The organism is Novosphingobium sp. fls2-241-R2A-195, assembly GCF_030209485.1.
GTDB classification, from domain to species: Bacteria; Pseudomonadota; Alphaproteobacteria; order Sphingomonadales; family Sphingomonadaceae; genus Novosphingobium; species Novosphingobium resinovorum.
On the sequence record NZ_JARVRY010000016.1, the window covers coordinates 103757 to 117646 of the forward strand.

Annotated in this window: 18 protein-coding genes; 11 read left to right on the plus strand and 7 right to left on the minus strand. The window is 65.7% G+C overall.

Going from position 1 to position 13890, the window contains the following annotated elements; genetic code table 11:
• The first annotated feature begins 89 nt into the window (after positions 1 to 89).
• From QRN25_RS13280 to QRN25_RS13330, 11 genes are all read left to right on the plus strand, one after another.
• Positions 90 to 335, plus strand: a complete 246-nt coding sequence (locus QRN25_RS13280; protein ID WP_285019837.1) for an exodeoxyribonuclease VII small subunit — start codon at positions 90 to 92, stop codon at positions 333 to 335.
• Positions 332 to 1240 carry a polyprenyl synthetase family protein gene (locus QRN25_RS13285; protein ID WP_051586684.1) on the plus strand — a complete coding sequence of 303 codons (909 nt, stop codon included), beginning with the start codon at positions 332 to 334 and terminating at the stop codon, positions 1238 to 1240. Before QRN25_RS13280 ends, QRN25_RS13285 begins: the two co-directional genes overlap by 4 nt.
• Entirely contained in the window at positions 1240 to 1758 is a 519-nt protein-coding gene (gene coaD / locus QRN25_RS13290; protein WP_008830308.1) for a pantetheine-phosphate adenylyltransferase, read from the plus strand. Before QRN25_RS13285 ends, coaD begins: the two co-directional genes overlap by 1 nt.
• A 112-nt stretch (positions 1759 to 1870) precedes the next feature.
• Entirely contained in the window at positions 1871 to 2572 is a 702-nt protein-coding gene (locus tag QRN25_RS13295; protein WP_008830309.1) for a peptidylprolyl isomerase, read from the plus strand.
• Between the two features lie 215 nt (positions 2573 to 2787).
• Positions 2788 to 3816: a tRNA preQ1(34) S-adenosylmethionine ribosyltransferase-isomerase QueA gene (queA, locus tag QRN25_RS13300; protein WP_285019838.1), complete on the plus strand. Its 1029-nt coding sequence runs from the start codon at positions 2788 to 2790 to the stop codon at positions 3814 to 3816.
• Positions 3817 to 3925: 109 nt separating this feature from the next.
• Complete coding sequence (locus QRN25_RS13305; protein ID WP_285019839.1) at positions 3926 to 4591, plus strand: thermonuclease family protein; 666 nt, start codon at positions 3926 to 3928, stop codon at positions 4589 to 4591.
• A 78-nt stretch (positions 4592 to 4669) separates the two neighbouring features.
• Positions 4670 to 5632, plus strand: coding sequence for an ABC transporter ATP-binding protein (locus QRN25_RS13310; protein WP_285019840.1), 963 nt, complete (start codon positions 4670 to 4672; stop codon positions 5630 to 5632).
• Positions 5629 to 6402: an ABC transporter permease gene (locus tag QRN25_RS13315; RefSeq protein WP_008830313.1), complete on the plus strand. Its 774-nt coding sequence runs from the start codon at positions 5629 to 5631 to the stop codon at positions 6400 to 6402. The genes QRN25_RS13310 and QRN25_RS13315 overlap by 4 nt, the downstream gene beginning before the upstream one ends.
• 18 nt (positions 6403 to 6420) lie before the next feature.
• Complete coding sequence (locus tag QRN25_RS13320; RefSeq protein ID WP_285019841.1) at positions 6421 to 7455, plus strand: DUF481 domain-containing protein; 1035 nt, start codon at positions 6421 to 6423, stop codon at positions 7453 to 7455.
• Between the two features lie 169 nt (positions 7456 to 7624).
• Entirely contained in the window at positions 7625 to 8755 is a 1131-nt protein-coding gene (gene tgt / locus QRN25_RS13325; protein WP_285019842.1) for a tRNA guanosine(34) transglycosylase Tgt, read from the plus strand.
• A 16-nt stretch (positions 8756 to 8771) separates the two neighbouring features.
• On the plus strand, positions 8772 to 9455 hold the full coding sequence (locus QRN25_RS13330) for a pentapeptide repeat-containing protein (RefSeq protein WP_285019843.1): 684 nt from the start codon (positions 8772 to 8774) through the stop codon (positions 9453 to 9455).
• Positions 9456 to 9467: 12 nt separating this feature from the next.
• On the opposite strand, the gene QRN25_RS13335 is transcribed toward QRN25_RS13330, so the two are convergent.
• The 7 genes from QRN25_RS13335 to rpiB all read right to left on the minus strand — a co-directional run bounded on the left by QRN25_RS13335 (position 9468) and on the right by rpiB (position 13864).
• Positions 9468 to 9662 (minus strand): hypothetical protein, encoded by a 195-nt coding sequence (locus QRN25_RS13335; protein WP_271183265.1) that lies wholly within the window; start codon positions 9660 to 9662, stop codon positions 9468 to 9470.
• Between the two features lie 151 nt (positions 9663 to 9813).
• Positions 9814 to 10428, minus strand: a complete 615-nt coding sequence (gene rpsD / locus QRN25_RS13340; protein ID WP_271183266.1) for a 30S ribosomal protein S4 — start codon at positions 10426 to 10428, stop codon at positions 9814 to 9816.
• A gap of 217 nt (positions 10429 to 10645) precedes the next feature.
• Positions 10646 to 11407, minus strand: a complete 762-nt coding sequence (locus QRN25_RS13345; RefSeq protein WP_285019844.1) for an RNA methyltransferase — start codon at positions 11405 to 11407, stop codon at positions 10646 to 10648.
• Complete coding sequence (nrdR, locus tag QRN25_RS13350) at positions 11391 to 11867, minus strand: transcriptional regulator NrdR (RefSeq protein ID WP_285019845.1); 477 nt, start codon at positions 11865 to 11867, stop codon at positions 11391 to 11393. The genes QRN25_RS13345 and nrdR overlap by 17 nt, the downstream gene beginning before the upstream one ends.
• A gap of 14 nt (positions 11868 to 11881) precedes the next feature.
• Positions 11882 to 12109 (minus strand): hypothetical protein, encoded by a 228-nt coding sequence (locus QRN25_RS13355; protein ID WP_285019846.1) that lies wholly within the window; start codon positions 12107 to 12109, stop codon positions 11882 to 11884.
• 4 nt (positions 12110 to 12113) lie between these two features.
• Complete coding sequence (glyA, locus tag QRN25_RS13360) at positions 12114 to 13412, minus strand: serine hydroxymethyltransferase (RefSeq protein ID WP_285019847.1); 1299 nt, start codon at positions 13410 to 13412, stop codon at positions 12114 to 12116.
• A gap of 14 nt (positions 13413 to 13426) precedes the next feature.
• Entirely contained in the window at positions 13427 to 13864 is a 438-nt protein-coding gene (gene rpiB, locus QRN25_RS13365) for a ribose 5-phosphate isomerase B (RefSeq protein WP_285019848.1), read from the minus strand.
• Positions 13865 to 13890 lie beyond the last annotated feature (26 nt).

Genomic DNA, 13890 nt, shown 5'->3' on the forward strand with positions numbered 1-13890 from the left:
AGCTATACCAGAGTGGCCGATACTCCCTGGTGACGGGTAAATACCGCCGCCACCTTGACCGTTACTGCGCCGAGCGCCATTGCTTGCCCATGGAATCCGAAACTTCGACCATCGACACGCTCAGCTTCGAGGACTCCCTTCGCGCGCTGGAGACCATCGTGCGCCAGCTCGAAAGCGGCGACGTGCCACTGGAAGATTCGATCTCGCTCTACGAAAAGGGCGAGAAGCTGCGCCAGCATTGCCAGAAGCGCCTCGACGCTGCGCAGGCGCGGATCGAGCGTATCGTCGCCGGGCCGGACGGCGCGGCGACGGGCACCCAGCCTTTCGACCTGTGACCGAAGTGGCCGCGCCCGATTCGCTGCTGGCCGAGGGTCTCGCGCGGATCGCCGAGGAGATCGACGGCGCCTTCGACGCGCTGCTCGCCGTTCCCGACGATGCCCGCGCGAAGCTGGTGGAGGCGATGCGCTATGCCGCGATCGGCGGGGGCAAGCGGCTGCGTCCGCTGCTGCTTGCCAGCGTCGCCGAGATGTACGGCGTCCAGCGCGAAGCCGCGATCCGGGCGGGCATCGCCATCGAATCGATCCACGTTTATTCGCTGATCCACGATGACCTGCCGTGTATGGACGATGACGCCCTGCGCCATGGCAAGCCGACGCTGCATCTGGCGTTCGACGAAGCCACTGCCGTGCTTGCAGGCGATTCGCTGCACGCCTTCGCTTTCGAGGTCCTGTCCGATCCGGCGACCACGCCCGATCCCTTTACCCGCATCGAACTCGTCCGCACGCTCGGCCACGCCAGCGGCGCGCAGGGCATGGCGGGCGGGCAGATGATGGACCTCGTCGCCGAAACCAGCGAGTTCGACCTGCAGACCGTCACCCGCCTGCAACAGCTCAAGACCGGCGCGCTGCTTGGCGCGGCGGTGGAGATGGGCGCGATCCTCGGCCGCATTCCGCCGGAGGGGCGCACGCATCTGCGCGGCTATGCCCGCGACATCGGGCTGGCTTTCCAGATCGCCGATGATCTCATCGACCACGAGGGCGACGCCGCTCTTGCGGGCAAGGCCGTGGGCAAGGACGCGGCGGCGGGCAAGGAAACCTTCGTCTCGCTGCTCGGCCCCGAACGCGCCCGCGAACAGGCGCGCATGCTGGTCGAGCAAGCCGTCGGCCATCTCGCCCAGCATGGGAAGGAAGCCGACCTGCTTCGCGCCGTTGCGCGCTATATCATCGAGAGGGATCACTGATGGCTTCGGCTGAGCGTATCGGCGTCTACCCCGGCACTTTCGACCCGATCACGCTGGGCCATGCCGACATCATCCGGCGCGGCGCCAAGCTGGTCGACAAGCTGATCATCGGCGTCACCACCAACCCGTCGAAGAACCCGCTGTTCACGCCGGACGAGCGCATGGCCATGGTCGAGCGCGAGGTCGCGGCGATGGGGATCGACAACGTCAGCGTCGTCGGCTTCAATGCGCTGCTGATGAAGTTCGCCCAGAAGCAGGGCGCCAGCGTGATCGTGCGCGGCCTGCGCGCGGTGGCGGACTTTGAATACGAATACCAGATGGCCGGGATGAACCAGCAGCTCAATTCCACCATCGAGACGGTGTTTCTGATGGCGGACGTCAGCCTGCAGCCGATCGCGTCCAAGCTGGTCAAGGAAATCGCGATGTTCGGGGGCGACATCGTGAAGTTCGTCAGCCCGGCGGTACGTGAGGACGTCGTCGGGCGGATCGCGCAAAACGGACTATTGGGGGACTACTGAGCTTGCGCGGATGGGCGGGTCCGCGTGGAAATCATTCATTGTGCCGACAGCGGGGGCGCTTTATCGCGTCCGATTACGCGGCTCGGCCGTTCATTGCCCAGGTGACAGATACATGAAGTTTCGCCTTCCCCTGACCGCGCTGATGCTCGGCGCCGCCCTCGTCGCGGCCCCGGCCATCGCGAAGGACAAGGACAAAAAGGACGAGGCAGCGGCCACGCCGACGCCTCCGCCCCTGCCGACCACGATCGACACCGACATCACGCACGAGCCCGAGAACGTGCTCCTGCTCGACTTGTCGGACGGCGGCCGTGTCGCCATTCGCATGATGCCTCAGTGGGCTCCGCACCATGTCGAGCGGGTCAAGACGCTGGCGGCGCAGGGCTTCTACAACGGCCAGATCTTCCACCGCGTGATCGACGGATTCATGGCGCAGACGGGCGATCCGACCGGCACCGGGCAGGGCGGCTCTCAGCTTCCCGACCTTCAGGCCGAATTCAACACGATGCCGCACCTCCGCGGCACCGTTTCGATGGCGCGCACCAACGACCCGAACAGCGCCAACAGCCAGTTCTTCATCGTGTTCTATCCGCGCTTCGCGCTGGACAAGAAGTACACGGTGTTCGGCCGTGTGATCTCGGGCATGCAGTACGTCGATGCGATCCATCGCGGCGAGCCGCCCGAGGACCCGACGAAGATCGTCCAGGCCTCGCTGGCGTCGGAGAACAAGCCGGCCCCGGCTGCGCCGGTGGCTCCGGCGGCGCCAACGCTGAAGGCGCCTTCGATTTCGGACCTGAACAACTCCAAGTCCAACTAAGTTCCTCGCGCCCTCCCGCACTCGATGTGTGAGAGCGCGACCATCAAACCAGGTTCGTCATCCCCGCGAAGGCGGGGACCCATCTGACGCCCGTTCGACAGGCACCGGCAGGAGATGGGTTCCCGCCTTCGCGGGAATGACGGTGCGGGGGACGCCGCCACCACGCTGAAGGCTCGCGCCTTGCCCGCAGCCCCGCTCTGGTCTAGCGCGCCGCCATGCGCGTAGACCTCTTCGACTTCGACCTTCCGCCCGAGAGCATCGCCCTGCGTCCGGCGCGTCCGCGCGATGCGGCGAAGATGCTGGTGGTGGACGGCGACACTCCCTTCGCCGACCATCACGTCCGCGACCTGCCTGCTCAACTGCGCGCAGGCGATGTCCTCGTCTTCAACGACACCCGCGTCATCCCCGCCCAGCTTGAGGGCACGCGCGGAGAAGCGCGCATCGGCGCCACGCTCCACAAGCGTATCGACCTTCGCCGCTGGCAGGCGTTCGTGCGCAACGCCAAGCGTTTGCGCGAGGGCGATCGCATCGCTTTCCCGGCCGACGTCACCGCGATCTCCGAAAGCCGCTTGCCCGACGGCAGCTGGACCCTCGCCTTCGAGGGCGACGAGCCCGTGGAAGTCCTGCTCGAACGTGCGGGCCGCATGCCGCTGCCGCCCTACATCGCGGGGAAGCGCCCCACCGACGAGGCCGACGCGAGCGACTACCAGACGATGTTCGCGCGCGAGAAGGGCGCCGTCGCCGCACCCACGGCGGCGCTGCACTTCACCCCCGAACTGGTCGAGGCGCTGGACGCGGCGGGCGTGGCGCGCGAGACACTGACGCTCCACGTCGGCGCAGGCACCTTCCTGCCGGTGAAGGCCGACGACACCGTGGACCACCAGATGCACGCCGAGTTCGGCCGCATCGACCAGGCCACCGCCGACCGCCTCAACGCCGCGCGTGCGGCAGGTGGCCGGGTGATCGCGGTGGGCACCACCTCGCTGCGCCTGCTCGAAAGCGCCACCGGCGAAGACGGCGTGATCCGCCCGTTCGAGGGCGACACTGCGATCTTCATCACCCCGGGCTACCGCTTCCGCGCGATTGACGGGCTGATGACCAACTTCCACCTGCCCAAGTCCACGCTGATGATGCTGGTTTCGGCGCTGATGGGGCTGGAGAAGATGCAGGCGGTCTACGCCCATGCCATCGCCAACGGCTATCGCTTCTACAGCTACGGGGATTCCTCGCTGCTGCTTCCGTGACTTGCTTGGTTACGGGAAGGTTACGGATGGCTGTTAAATTGCTGTAAGCCTTTGTGCCGCACTGTCGGCCCCGATGCCCGGGAAGGTCCGGGCGCACGGGGGCGGCCACATGAAATCCTGGATATTGCCGGCATTGCTGGTCGCGGCGGTGTCTCCCGCATCGGCGGAGGACTTCGCAGGCGCAGGCCGGGCGGTGGACGGCGACTCGCTGTTCGTCGGCGGGCGCGAGGTGCGTCTGTTCGGCATCGATGCACCCGAATATCGCCAGACCTGCCGCGTGAACTGGAGCAACTGGAGTTGCGGCTCCGACGCAGCCGCTGCCTTGCGCGCCATGGTCGATGCCCGGCAACTGACCTGCTCCTCGCGCGACCGCGATGTCTATGGCCGGACGGTCGCAAGCTGCCGGGCAGGAGGGGTGGATCTTGCGGCGGCGATGCTGGAAAAGGGGCTGGCGATTGCGCTCGACAACGCGCCTGCTAGCTATGTGTTGCTCGCCGATCGCAGCAAGACGCAGCGCGCGGGCATCTGGGGTTCCGAGTTCGATGTGCCCGCGGTCTATCGGGCGGCCAATCCCCGAAATTCCGGAGCGCGCGTGGTATCCGCCACTGTGCCCCGCCCGGTTGTGGCGCGCTCGGTTCCTTCCGGGGCGTTCCGCAGTTGCGCCGAGGCGCGTGCCGCCGGTGCCGCGCCAATGCGACGCGGGCAGCCCGGCTACAACCCGCAACTCGACGGCGATAACGACGGGATCGCGTGCGAGCCCTATCGGCGGCGCTGATCTTCTCAACGCCGCATTGCAAAAGATACTGCGCCGGGGGGCTTGGAACCGGATCGTTTCAGCCCCATTCATGCGCCTATGCAGCCTATCCTCGAAATCAGCGGCCTGACGAAGACTTACGCAGGCGGTTTCACGGCGCTCAAGGGCGTCGATCTGACCATCAACAAAGGCGAGATTTTCGCCCTGCTCGGGCCGAACGGTGCGGGCAAGACCACGCTGATCGGCGCGGTTTGCGGGATGGTCCGGCCGACCTCGGGCACGATCACCGCGTTCGGCGAGGACATGGGCCGCCACTGGCGCACCTTGCGCAAGCGCGTCGGCCTCGTGCCGCAGGAACTGGCGACCGACATGTTCGAGCCGGTGCTGCGCTCGGTCAACCATTCGCGCGGGCTCTTCGGGCTGGCCCCGAACCCGGCGCTGGTCGAGGACATCCTCAAGGCGCTCAGCCTCTGGGAAAAGCGGGGCGAGCAGATCCGCAACCTCTCCGGCGGCATGAAGCGCCGCGTGCTGATCGCCAAGGCGCTGGCGCACGAACCCGAACTGCTGTTCCTCGACGAGCCGACCGCAGGCGTCGACGTCGAACTGCGCCGCGACATGTGGAAACAGATCGCCCTCCTGCGCGAGCGTGGCACCACGGTGATTCTCACCACCCACTACATCGAGGAAGCCGAGGAAATGGCCGACCGCGTCGGCATCATCCGCAAGGGCGAAATCCTGATGGTGGACGAAAAGGCGGCGATGATGGAACGCCTGGGCCGCACCGAAGCGCTGATCTCGCTCGCGCAGCCGCTGGCCGAAGTTCCCGCCGGGATCGCGGCATTCCCCGTGACGCTTTCCGAGGACGGCCGCACGCTCGTCTATCGCGGCGGCGGCGGGGAGGGGGCGTCTGCGGGCACCGCCGAAGTCGCCGAACTGACCAAGGCCCTGACCCGCGCCGGGATCGACTACACCGCGATCGACATCCACGAATCGAGCCTGGAGGACATCTTCGTGAACCTGCTCGAAGGGCCCGACGCGCCTGTTCAGGAGACTGCGGCATGAGCCTGTTCAACGCCCGCTCCGCCTGGACCATCTACAGGCAGGAACTGATGCGCGCCTTCCGCACGGCGATGCAGTCGATCCTCGCGCCGGTGCTGACCACCACGCTCTACTTCGTCGTCTTCGGTGCCGCGATCGGCGGCCAGATGAAGAGCGGCGTCGACGGCCTCAACTACGGCGCCTTCATCGTCCCGGGCCTGCTGCTGCTGACGATCCTGGGTGAAAGCGTCTCCAACGCCAGCTTCGGCATCTACATGCCGCGTTTTACAGGCGCGATCTACGAGCTGCTCTCCGCGCCCGTGGGAGTCGCCGAAACCCTCGTCGGCTTCGTCGGCGCGGCGGCGACCAAGTCGCTGATCCTTGCCGCGATCATTCTCGCGACGGCCAGCTTCTTCGTCGACTACTCGATCGCCCATCCGGTCTATGCGTTCTTCTTCGTGCTGCTGGTTTCCGCCAGTTTCTCGCTGTTCGGCTTCATCCTCGGCATCTGGGCGGACAGCTTCGAGAAGCTGACGATCGTGCCGCTGCTGATCCTGACTCCGCTGACGTTTCTGGGCGGCACCTTTTACTCGATCGACATGCTGCCCGAGCCCTGGCGGCAGGTGGCGATGGCGAACCCGGTGGTCTACCTCGTGAACGGGCTGCGCTGGACGTTCTACGGCAGCTCCGACGTTCCGATCGCGCTGTCGCTCGGCCTGACGCTGCTGTTCCTCGTCCTTTGCGTCGGATTCATCACATGGATCTTTAAGAGCGGGTGGCGTTTGCGCACGTGACGCGTTAGCGTTTGCAGCATGACGATGCTCCGACCGGTCCTCTCCGGCCTTCCCGTTATGCTGCTTGCCGTTCCAGCCCATGCGCAAGTGCACCAGTTCGACGAGCCGCTCGTTCTGGTCCCGCTCCCGCCGCCGCCGCTGGTGCTCGACCTGCCCGATTATCCCGAGTTCGTCCCTTACGTGAAGGCCGAGCGTCCGCGCCTGCCGCTGGCGGTTCGCGCGCTGCTGGAAGCCGCGATGAAGACCGACGACAGCGCGTCCGTCTCCGCGATGGTCAAGTTCGCGCAGCAGACCCAGCCCTATGACAAGGATGAGATCCGCGACATGCAGCGGGTCTATAACGATCGCCGCGCCAAGGAGATCGCCGCCAAGACCGAGGCGGAACTGGCCCGCATCCGCGCCTCGGGTGTGCTCGAATTGTGGAAGGGCCAGATCGAGGTCGGCGCCTTCCGCTCCACCGGCAATACCGACAACTTCGGTGTCACCGCCGCGCTCAAGCTCAACCGCAAGGGTATCAAGTGGGAGCACATGATCCAGGCCAATGCCGACTATCAGGAAGATCGGGGCACGATCACGCGCGAGCAGTATTCGGCCAGTTATCAGCCGCGCTATACCCTGAACGACGGCTTCTTCACGTATGGTCGCACCCAGTACGAGCGCGACCGCATCCAAGGCTTCGAGGACCGCTACACGCTCTCGGGCGGTCTCGGTTACCGGGTGCTCAACCGTCCCGGCATGACGCTGGCGCTGGAAGCAGGTCCGGCGTTCCGTGCCACCAACTACGTCGACGACGTCGACCAGACGACGTGGTCGATGCTGACCTCGCTTGATTTCGACTGGACGATAAACCCGACGATCAAGCTGTCGCAGGATATCAGCAGCTACGTCGGCTCGGACAACAACACCTTCACCTCGATGACCGCGATCGAGGCGGGGATGATGAAGGGTCTCAAGGCCAAGCTGTCCTACTCGATCGAGCATGAGACCCGGCCGCCGAGCGGTTCGCTCAAAACCGACACGATCTCGCGCTTCTCGTTGGTCTACGGGTTCTGATCTTCTCCCTTCCTCTCGTCATTGCGAGCGTAGCGAAGCAATCCAGGGCGGTTTGCGCGGCCCTGGATTGCTTCGCTGTGCTCGCAATGACGAATGGGGAAATCCGGTGACGAAGTCGGTAGTTATCGGATGTTTCCACGAGGGCTGAAAATGCTCTAAGGGCGGCCGCATGAAGCCTCGTTTCCAGTTTTCCATCCACGCCACGGACGGCAAGGCCCGCACCGGCACCATCCAGATGCGCCGCGGCGAGATCCGCACGCCCGCCTTTATGCCGGTCGGCACCGCTGCCACAGTCAAGGCCATGAAGCCGCAGGACGTGCGCGCCACTGGCGCCGACATCCTGCTCGGCAATACCTATCACTTGATGCTGCGCCCCGGCGCCGAGCGCGTCGCGCGCCTCGGTGGCCTGCACAAGTTCATGAACTGGGACCGCCCGATCCTGACCGACAGCGGCGGCTATCAGGTCATGAGCCTGTCGGATCTGCGCAAGATCACCGAGGAAGGCGTGACTTTCGCCAGCCACATCGACGGCTCGCGCCACATGCTCAGCCCCGAGCGGTCGATGGAGATCCAGCGCCTGCTCGGCTCCGACATCGTCATGTGTTTCGACGAGTGCCCCAAGATCGACCAGCCCCGCGACGTCATCGCCCGCTCTATGGAAATGTCGATGCGCTGGGCGAAGCGTAGCCGCGACGCCTTCGACACCGGCGGCGCGCATGCGGAAAGTTCCGCCCTGTTCGGCATCCAGCAAGGCGCGCTCGACGAAGGCCTGCGCAAGACCAGCGCCGATGCCCTCAGCGAGGTCGGCTTCGACGGCTACGCGATCGGCGGCCTTGCCGTGGGCGAGGGACAGGAGGCGATGTTCGCCACGCTGGAATTCGCCCCCGGCCAGCTTCCCGCCGACCGTCCGCGCTACCTGATGGGCGTGGGCAAGCCCGACGACCTCGTCGGCGCGGTGGAGCGCGGCGTCGATATGTTCGACTGCGTGCTGCCGACCCGCTCGGGCCGCAACGGGCAGGCGTTCACCTGGAACGCCCCGCTCAACATGCGCAACGCCCGTCACGCCGAAGACACCGGCCCGATCGACGAGCGCTGCAAGTGCTCGACCTGCGGTACGTACACCCGCGCCTACATCCACCACCTCATCAAGTCCGGCGAGATGCTGGGCGCGATGCTGCTGACCGAGCACAATCTCTCGTTCTACCAGCAACTGATGCAGGGCATGCGCGACGCAATCGCGGAACAGCGCTTCGCGGCGTTCGCGGCCGATTTCCGGCGGGACTATTTCCGCAAGGAATGATCGGTCGGAGCGGAGCATGGACGACAGTACCGACACCATCGTTCGCGACCGGACACTGACGCGCGCCGACTTCGAGCGGCTGCCCGCTTCCGTGCGCCATCTGGTCGGTTGCGATCTGGATGAGGCCCAGCTCAGCGGGCTTGACCTGTGGGGCTGGACGTTCGAGGCCTGCAGCCTGCGCCGGACCGATTTGAGCAGGGCCAAGCTTGACGGCACGACCTGGAAGTCCTGCAGGGCCGCTTTCGTCGACTTTTCCGGGAGTGACCTCGACGGCGCCAGTTTTCATGCCAGCGATTTCAACAACGTTTCGTTCCGACGCGCTTCGCTGGCTTCGGCGAGGATAACTCGGTGCAAGTTGACGGGTGCCGATTTGTCGGATGCTGCGTCTCTCGACACCGTCTTCGAGGAGACCCTGCTGGTCAGCGCGCGCCTGCCTCGCCATTCGTTCCGGGGTGCGACGCTGCAGCAGGTTGATTTTTCGCAGGCTGATCTGAGCCGCTGCGATTTCCGGCAAGCGGCATTGCTGGACTGCAGCCTGCGCGATGCGGATTTGACCGGGGCGCGGTTCGACGGCGCCGATCTGCGTGGGGCTGACTTGGGTGGCCTGCGTCTGGTCGATGCTAGCTTGTTCCGTGGCGCGATCATCTCGCGCATGCAGGCAAGCCAGATTCTCGGCGAACTGGGGATCAGCGTCCGCTAAGCTGAAGCGCGGTCACGCAGCGACGGGTTTGCCCGGTGCGTCTTCGCCGTGCATGGTTTCCAGCACCGTCTCGACATAGGCGACGAAGCGGCCGGTCATTTCGTCGAGAAATCCGGCGCCGATCTCGCAGGCATGGCGCTGCGCTGTCCTGAGATCATTGTACCATTTACCGGTGCGGTGCGGAGTGATGAAACGGTAGCGAGTCATGATGCTAGGCTAATGCCCGATCTCGGCGGCAGTTCCCTTACAAGTGCTGCAAATCGTGTAATTTTTCGTGTCGTTTGAACAGTTCGAAACACATAAGAAAAAGGCGGCCCCGAAGGACCGCCTTTTCTTGTTTCCGTTGCCGGAAAACCGATCAGCGCGAGTAGAACTCGACGACCAGGTTCGGTTCCATCTTCACCGGGTAGGGCACTTCGTCGAGCGTCGGAACGCGAACGAAGGTCACCTTGTCGGTGCCGTCCTGAGCGACGTAGTCGGGAACTTCGCGCTCGGGCAGGTTCTGCGCTTCGAGAACGAGAGCCATTTCCTTGGCCTTGTTGCCCAGGGTGATGATGTCACCGACCTTCACGCGACGCGAGGCGATGTTGCACTTCACGCCGTTGACGCGGATGTGGCCGTGCGAAACGATCTGGCGGGCCGAGAAGATCGTGGGCGCGAACTTGGCGCGGTACACGATCATATCCAGGCGCTGCTCCAGCAGACCGATCAGGTTCTGGCTGGTGTCGCCCTTCATGGCCGACGCTTCCTGGTAGGTGCGCTTGAACTGCTTCTCGGTCACGTCGCCGTAGTAGCCCTTGAGCTTCTGCTTGGCGCGCAGCTGCAGACCGTAGTCCGAAACCTTGCTCTTGCGACGCTGGCCGTGCTGGCCCGGGCCGTAGCTGCGGCGGTTGACCGAGCTCTTGGGACGGCCCCAGATGTTCTCGCCCATGCGGCGGTCGAGTTTGTACTTCGAGCTTTGGCGCTTCGACATAATGTCGTCCTTCAATCTGCTTGCCGTGCAGCCGATGTGGTGCACGATCCATGTTTCTCCCGGAGCGCACCATCCGGCCTATTCTGCCGGATGCGGCCGCCGCTTCACCGAGAGTGCGGGGCCGAATGGACGTGCTGCGAAGACGCAGGCGCCACGTGAAGCCGGGCCCTTAGCGGGTTCGGGCGACGTGTCAAGGGAAAGCGCCCGAAATGCCGGTTCAGTCGATGTTACGAGGCCGCCGGTTGCCGCCCAGCGCGCTCAGAACGCCGCGCATGGTGCGCACTTCGAGGCTGTTCCAGCCCGGTTTGGTGAGCATGTTGCGCAAGGTCCGGCGCGTGGCGGCGGAGCGGCTCTCCGGGTAGAAGTACTTGGTCGGCTCCAGCACTTTCTCGAACTGCTGGATCATGCCTTCCAGTTCGTCCTGCGGGGCCGGGGGGAGCAGTTCCTCAACCGTCGGCTGCGCCAATGCGGCGCCCTTCGACCATTCGTAGGCGCACAGGATCACCGCCTGCGCCAGGTTGAGCGAGGCGAACTCGGGGTTGATCGGCACCGTCAGGATCGCGCGGGCGAGGGCGACGTCGTCCGTCTCCAGCCCCGAACGCTCCGGCCCGAACACGTAGGCCGAGCGGCCCGTCGCCGCGTAGACCTCGCGCGCGGCTTCCTCGGGCGTGACGACCGGCTTGGTGACGCCGCGCTTGCGCACGGTGGTGGCGTAGACGTTGGCGCAGTCGTGCACGGCTTCGGCGAGCGTCTCGAAGACCTCGGCCTTTTCCAGCACGTCGTCCGCACCGGCCGCCGCGGGGCCAGCCGAGGGGTTGGGCCAGCCGTCGCGCGGGGAGACGAGGCGCATCTCGGTCAGCCCGAAGTTGAGCATCGCGCGCGCGGCCTTGCCGATGTTCTCGCCCAGCTGCGGGCGCACCAGTACGATGACGGGCTGCTTCACTTCACCAGCCCGCTTCACTTCAATTGACGCCGACATCGCGCACGGTCCCTGCAAATTCCTCGAAATCCTTCGCCTCGTTGAAGGCGCGGTAGACGCTGGCGAAGCGGATGTAGGCGACCGAGTCGAGCTGGCGCAGCCCTTCCATCACGAGTTCGCCGATGATGCGCGAAGGCACCTCGTTCTCGCCTATCGTCTCGACCTGGCGCTGCACGCCGGAGACGAGCCGCTCGATCTTCTCGCGGTCGATGCCGCGCTTGCGGCAGGCGAGGGTGACCGACTGCTCGATCTTGGCGCGGTCGAACGGCTCGCGGCGTTCGAGCCCGGCCGCATCGTTGCTCTTGACCACCACGATCTCGCGCAGCTGCACGCGCTCGAACGTCGTGAAACGGGCGCCGCAGCTCGAACACTGGCGGCGGCGACGGATCGCGGTGGCATCCTCGGTCGGGCGGCTGTCCTTGACCTGGGAATCGTCGTGGGCGCAGAAAGGACAGCGCATTCAGTGGGTTACTTTCATTCAGGACGGACGCGCTTGTAGAACTTGTAGCCTGCGCCCGCCGCCAGCCCGAGGCCGATGGAGACGAAAGGCAGGAACGCGCCAGCAACCGCGCCCGCAGCACCCCAGATCAGAACCGGCTTGGTCGAGGGATGGGCCATGCCATCCTTGAGCATTCCGGCGAGTTCCTCACGGGCATCGTTGACGAAATGGCCGGAGTTCTGGGGGCGCTGCGGGTCGGTCATAGACTTAGTCCTCGTAGATGGGGAAACGATCACACAGCGCTTCAACGCGCGTGCGAACGTTCTGCTCCACCTGAGCGTCACCTGCTTCGCCGCACTTGGCAAGACCGTCGAGAACGTCGGCGACCATGTTGCCGATCTCGCGGAATTCCTCGGGGCCGAAACCGCGGGTGGTGCCGGCGGGCGAACCGACGCGGATGCCGCTGGTCTTCATCGGCGGCAGCGGGTCGAACGGGATGCCGTTCTTGTTGCAGGTGATGCCTGCACGCTCCAGCGCCTCGTCGGCGTCCTTGCCGGTGACGCCCAGCGGCGAGAGGTCGATCAGCGCGAGGTGCGTGTCGGTGCCGCCCGAGACGATCGCGGCGCCGCGCTCCTTGAGGGTGGCGGCCAGAACCTGCGCGTTCTCGATCACGCGCGCGGCGTAGTCCTTGAACTCGGGGCGCAGCGCTTCACCGAAGGCGACCGCCTTGGCGGCGACGACGTGCATCAGCGGGCCGCCCTGCAGACCGGGGAACACCGCCGAGTTGATCTTCTTGGCCAGCGCCTCGTCGTTGGTCAGGATCATGCCGCCGCGCGGACCGCGCAGCGTCTTGTGCGTGGTGGTGGTGGCGATGTGCGCATGCGGGAACGGCGAGGGGTGCAGGCCGGCCGCGACCAGCCCTGCGAAGTGCGCCATGTCGACCTGGAAGATGGCGCCAACGGCATCGGCAATCTCGCGCATGCGCTTGAAGTCGATGATACGCGGATAGGCCGAGCCGCCCGCGATGATCAGCTTGGGGTTGTGCTCGCGGGCCAGCGCCTCGACCTGGTCATAGTCGATCAGGTGGGTGTCCTTGGTCACGCCGTACTGCACGGCGTTGAACCACTTGCCCGACAGTGCGGCCTTGGCGCCGTGGGTGAGGTGGCCACCCGCGTCGAGGCTCATGCCCATGACGGTGTCGCCGGGCTTGACGGTGGCGAGCAGGACCGCACCGTTGGCCTGCGCGCCCGAGTGGGGCTGGACGTTGGCGAAGCCGCAGTCGAACAACTGCTTGGCGCGCTCGATGGCGAGGGTCTCGACTTCGTCCGAAGGCTCGCAGCCCTGGTAGTAGCGCTTGCCGGGGTAGCCCTCGGCGTACTTGTTGGTCAGCACCGAGCCCTGCGCTTCGAGTACCGCCTTGGAGACGATGTTCTCGGACGCGATCAGCTCGATCTGCTTGCGCTCGCGCTTCAGCTCATGGCCGATCGCGGCGGCGACGGCGGGATCGCTCTGCGCGACGGTGTCGGTGAAGAAGCCGGGCGAACGGATGGCGGTTTCTACGGTCATGGGTTCAGGCTCCTTCAGAACGACGGATTGGAGAGCTTTTCGACGCGGCCTGCATGGCGGCCGCCGCCGAACTCGGTGGAGAGGAAAGCGTCGAGGCAGGCCTTGGCCATGTCCTCGCCGGTCAGGCGTGCGCCCATGGCGATGACGTTGGCGTCGTTGTGCTCGCGGGCGAGGGCCGCCGAAAGCGGCTCGGAAACGAGCGCGCAGCGGCAGGCGGGATCGCGGTTGACGGCGATCGAAATGCCGATGCCCGAGCCGCAAAGCGCGACGCCGAACTGCACGGTGCCGTCGGCGACGACCGAGGCCAGCTTGTATCCGTAATCGGGGTAATCCACCCGGTCGGCGGTTTCGGGGCCGAGGTCGGCGACTTCGTGGCCGGCCTCGATGAGGTATTCGCGCAAAGTCGCCTTGAGGTCGACGGCGGCGTGGTCGGATGCGATCGCGATACGCATGGGAGAGGTGCTTCCTGCCTGCGAGG

Excerpts from the sequence above, each read along its gene's own strand:
- QRN25_RS13280 (WP_285019837.1), top strand. The coding sequence starts at position 90 with ATGGAATCCGAAACTTCGACCATCGACACGCTCAGCTTCGAGGACTCC.
- coaD (WP_008830308.1), top strand. The coding sequence starts at position 1,240 with ATGGCTTCGGCTGAGCGTATCGGCGTCTACCCCGGCACTTTCGACCCG.
- QRN25_RS13295 (WP_008830309.1), top strand. The coding sequence starts at position 1,871 with ATGAAGTTTCGCCTTCCCCTGACCGCGCTGATGCTCGGCGCCGCCCTC.
- queA (WP_285019838.1), top strand. The coding sequence starts at position 2,788 with ATGCGCGTAGACCTCTTCGACTTCGACCTTCCGCCCGAGAGCATCGCC.
- QRN25_RS13305 (WP_285019839.1), top strand. The coding sequence starts at position 3,926 with ATGAAATCCTGGATATTGCCGGCATTGCTGGTCGCGGCGGTGTCTCCC.
- QRN25_RS13310 (WP_285019840.1), top strand. The coding sequence starts at position 4,670 with ATGCAGCCTATCCTCGAAATCAGCGGCCTGACGAAGACTTACGCAGGC.
- QRN25_RS13315 (WP_008830313.1), top strand. The coding sequence starts at position 5,629 with ATGAGCCTGTTCAACGCCCGCTCCGCCTGGACCATCTACAGGCAGGAA.
- QRN25_RS13320 (WP_285019841.1), top strand. The coding sequence starts at position 6,421 with ATGACGATGCTCCGACCGGTCCTCTCCGGCCTTCCCGTTATGCTGCTT.
- tgt (WP_285019842.1), top strand. The coding sequence starts at position 7,625 with ATGAAGCCTCGTTTCCAGTTTTCCATCCACGCCACGGACGGCAAGGCC.
- QRN25_RS13330 (WP_285019843.1), top strand. The coding sequence starts at position 8,772 with ATGGACGACAGTACCGACACCATCGTTCGCGACCGGACACTGACGCGC.
- QRN25_RS13335 (WP_271183265.1), bottom strand. The coding sequence starts at position 9,662 with ATGACTCGCTACCGTTTCATCACTCCGCACCGCACCGGTAAATGGTAC.
- rpsD (WP_271183266.1), bottom strand. The coding sequence starts at position 10,428 with ATGTCGAAGCGCCAAAGCTCGAAGTACAAACTCGACCGCCGCATGGGC.
- QRN25_RS13345 (WP_285019844.1), bottom strand. The coding sequence starts at position 11,407 with ATGTCGGCGTCAATTGAAGTGAAGCGGGCTGGTGAAGTGAAGCAGCCC.
- nrdR (WP_285019845.1), bottom strand. The coding sequence starts at position 11,867 with ATGCGCTGTCCTTTCTGCGCCCACGACGATTCCCAGGTCAAGGACAGC.
- QRN25_RS13355 (WP_285019846.1), bottom strand. The coding sequence starts at position 12,109 with ATGACCGACCCGCAGCGCCCCCAGAACTCCGGCCATTTCGTCAACGAT.
- glyA (WP_285019847.1), bottom strand. The coding sequence starts at position 13,412 with ATGACCGTAGAAACCGCCATCCGTTCGCCCGGCTTCTTCACCGACACC.
- rpiB (WP_285019848.1), bottom strand. The coding sequence starts at position 13,864 with ATGCGTATCGCGATCGCATCCGACCACGCCGCCGTCGACCTCAAGGCG.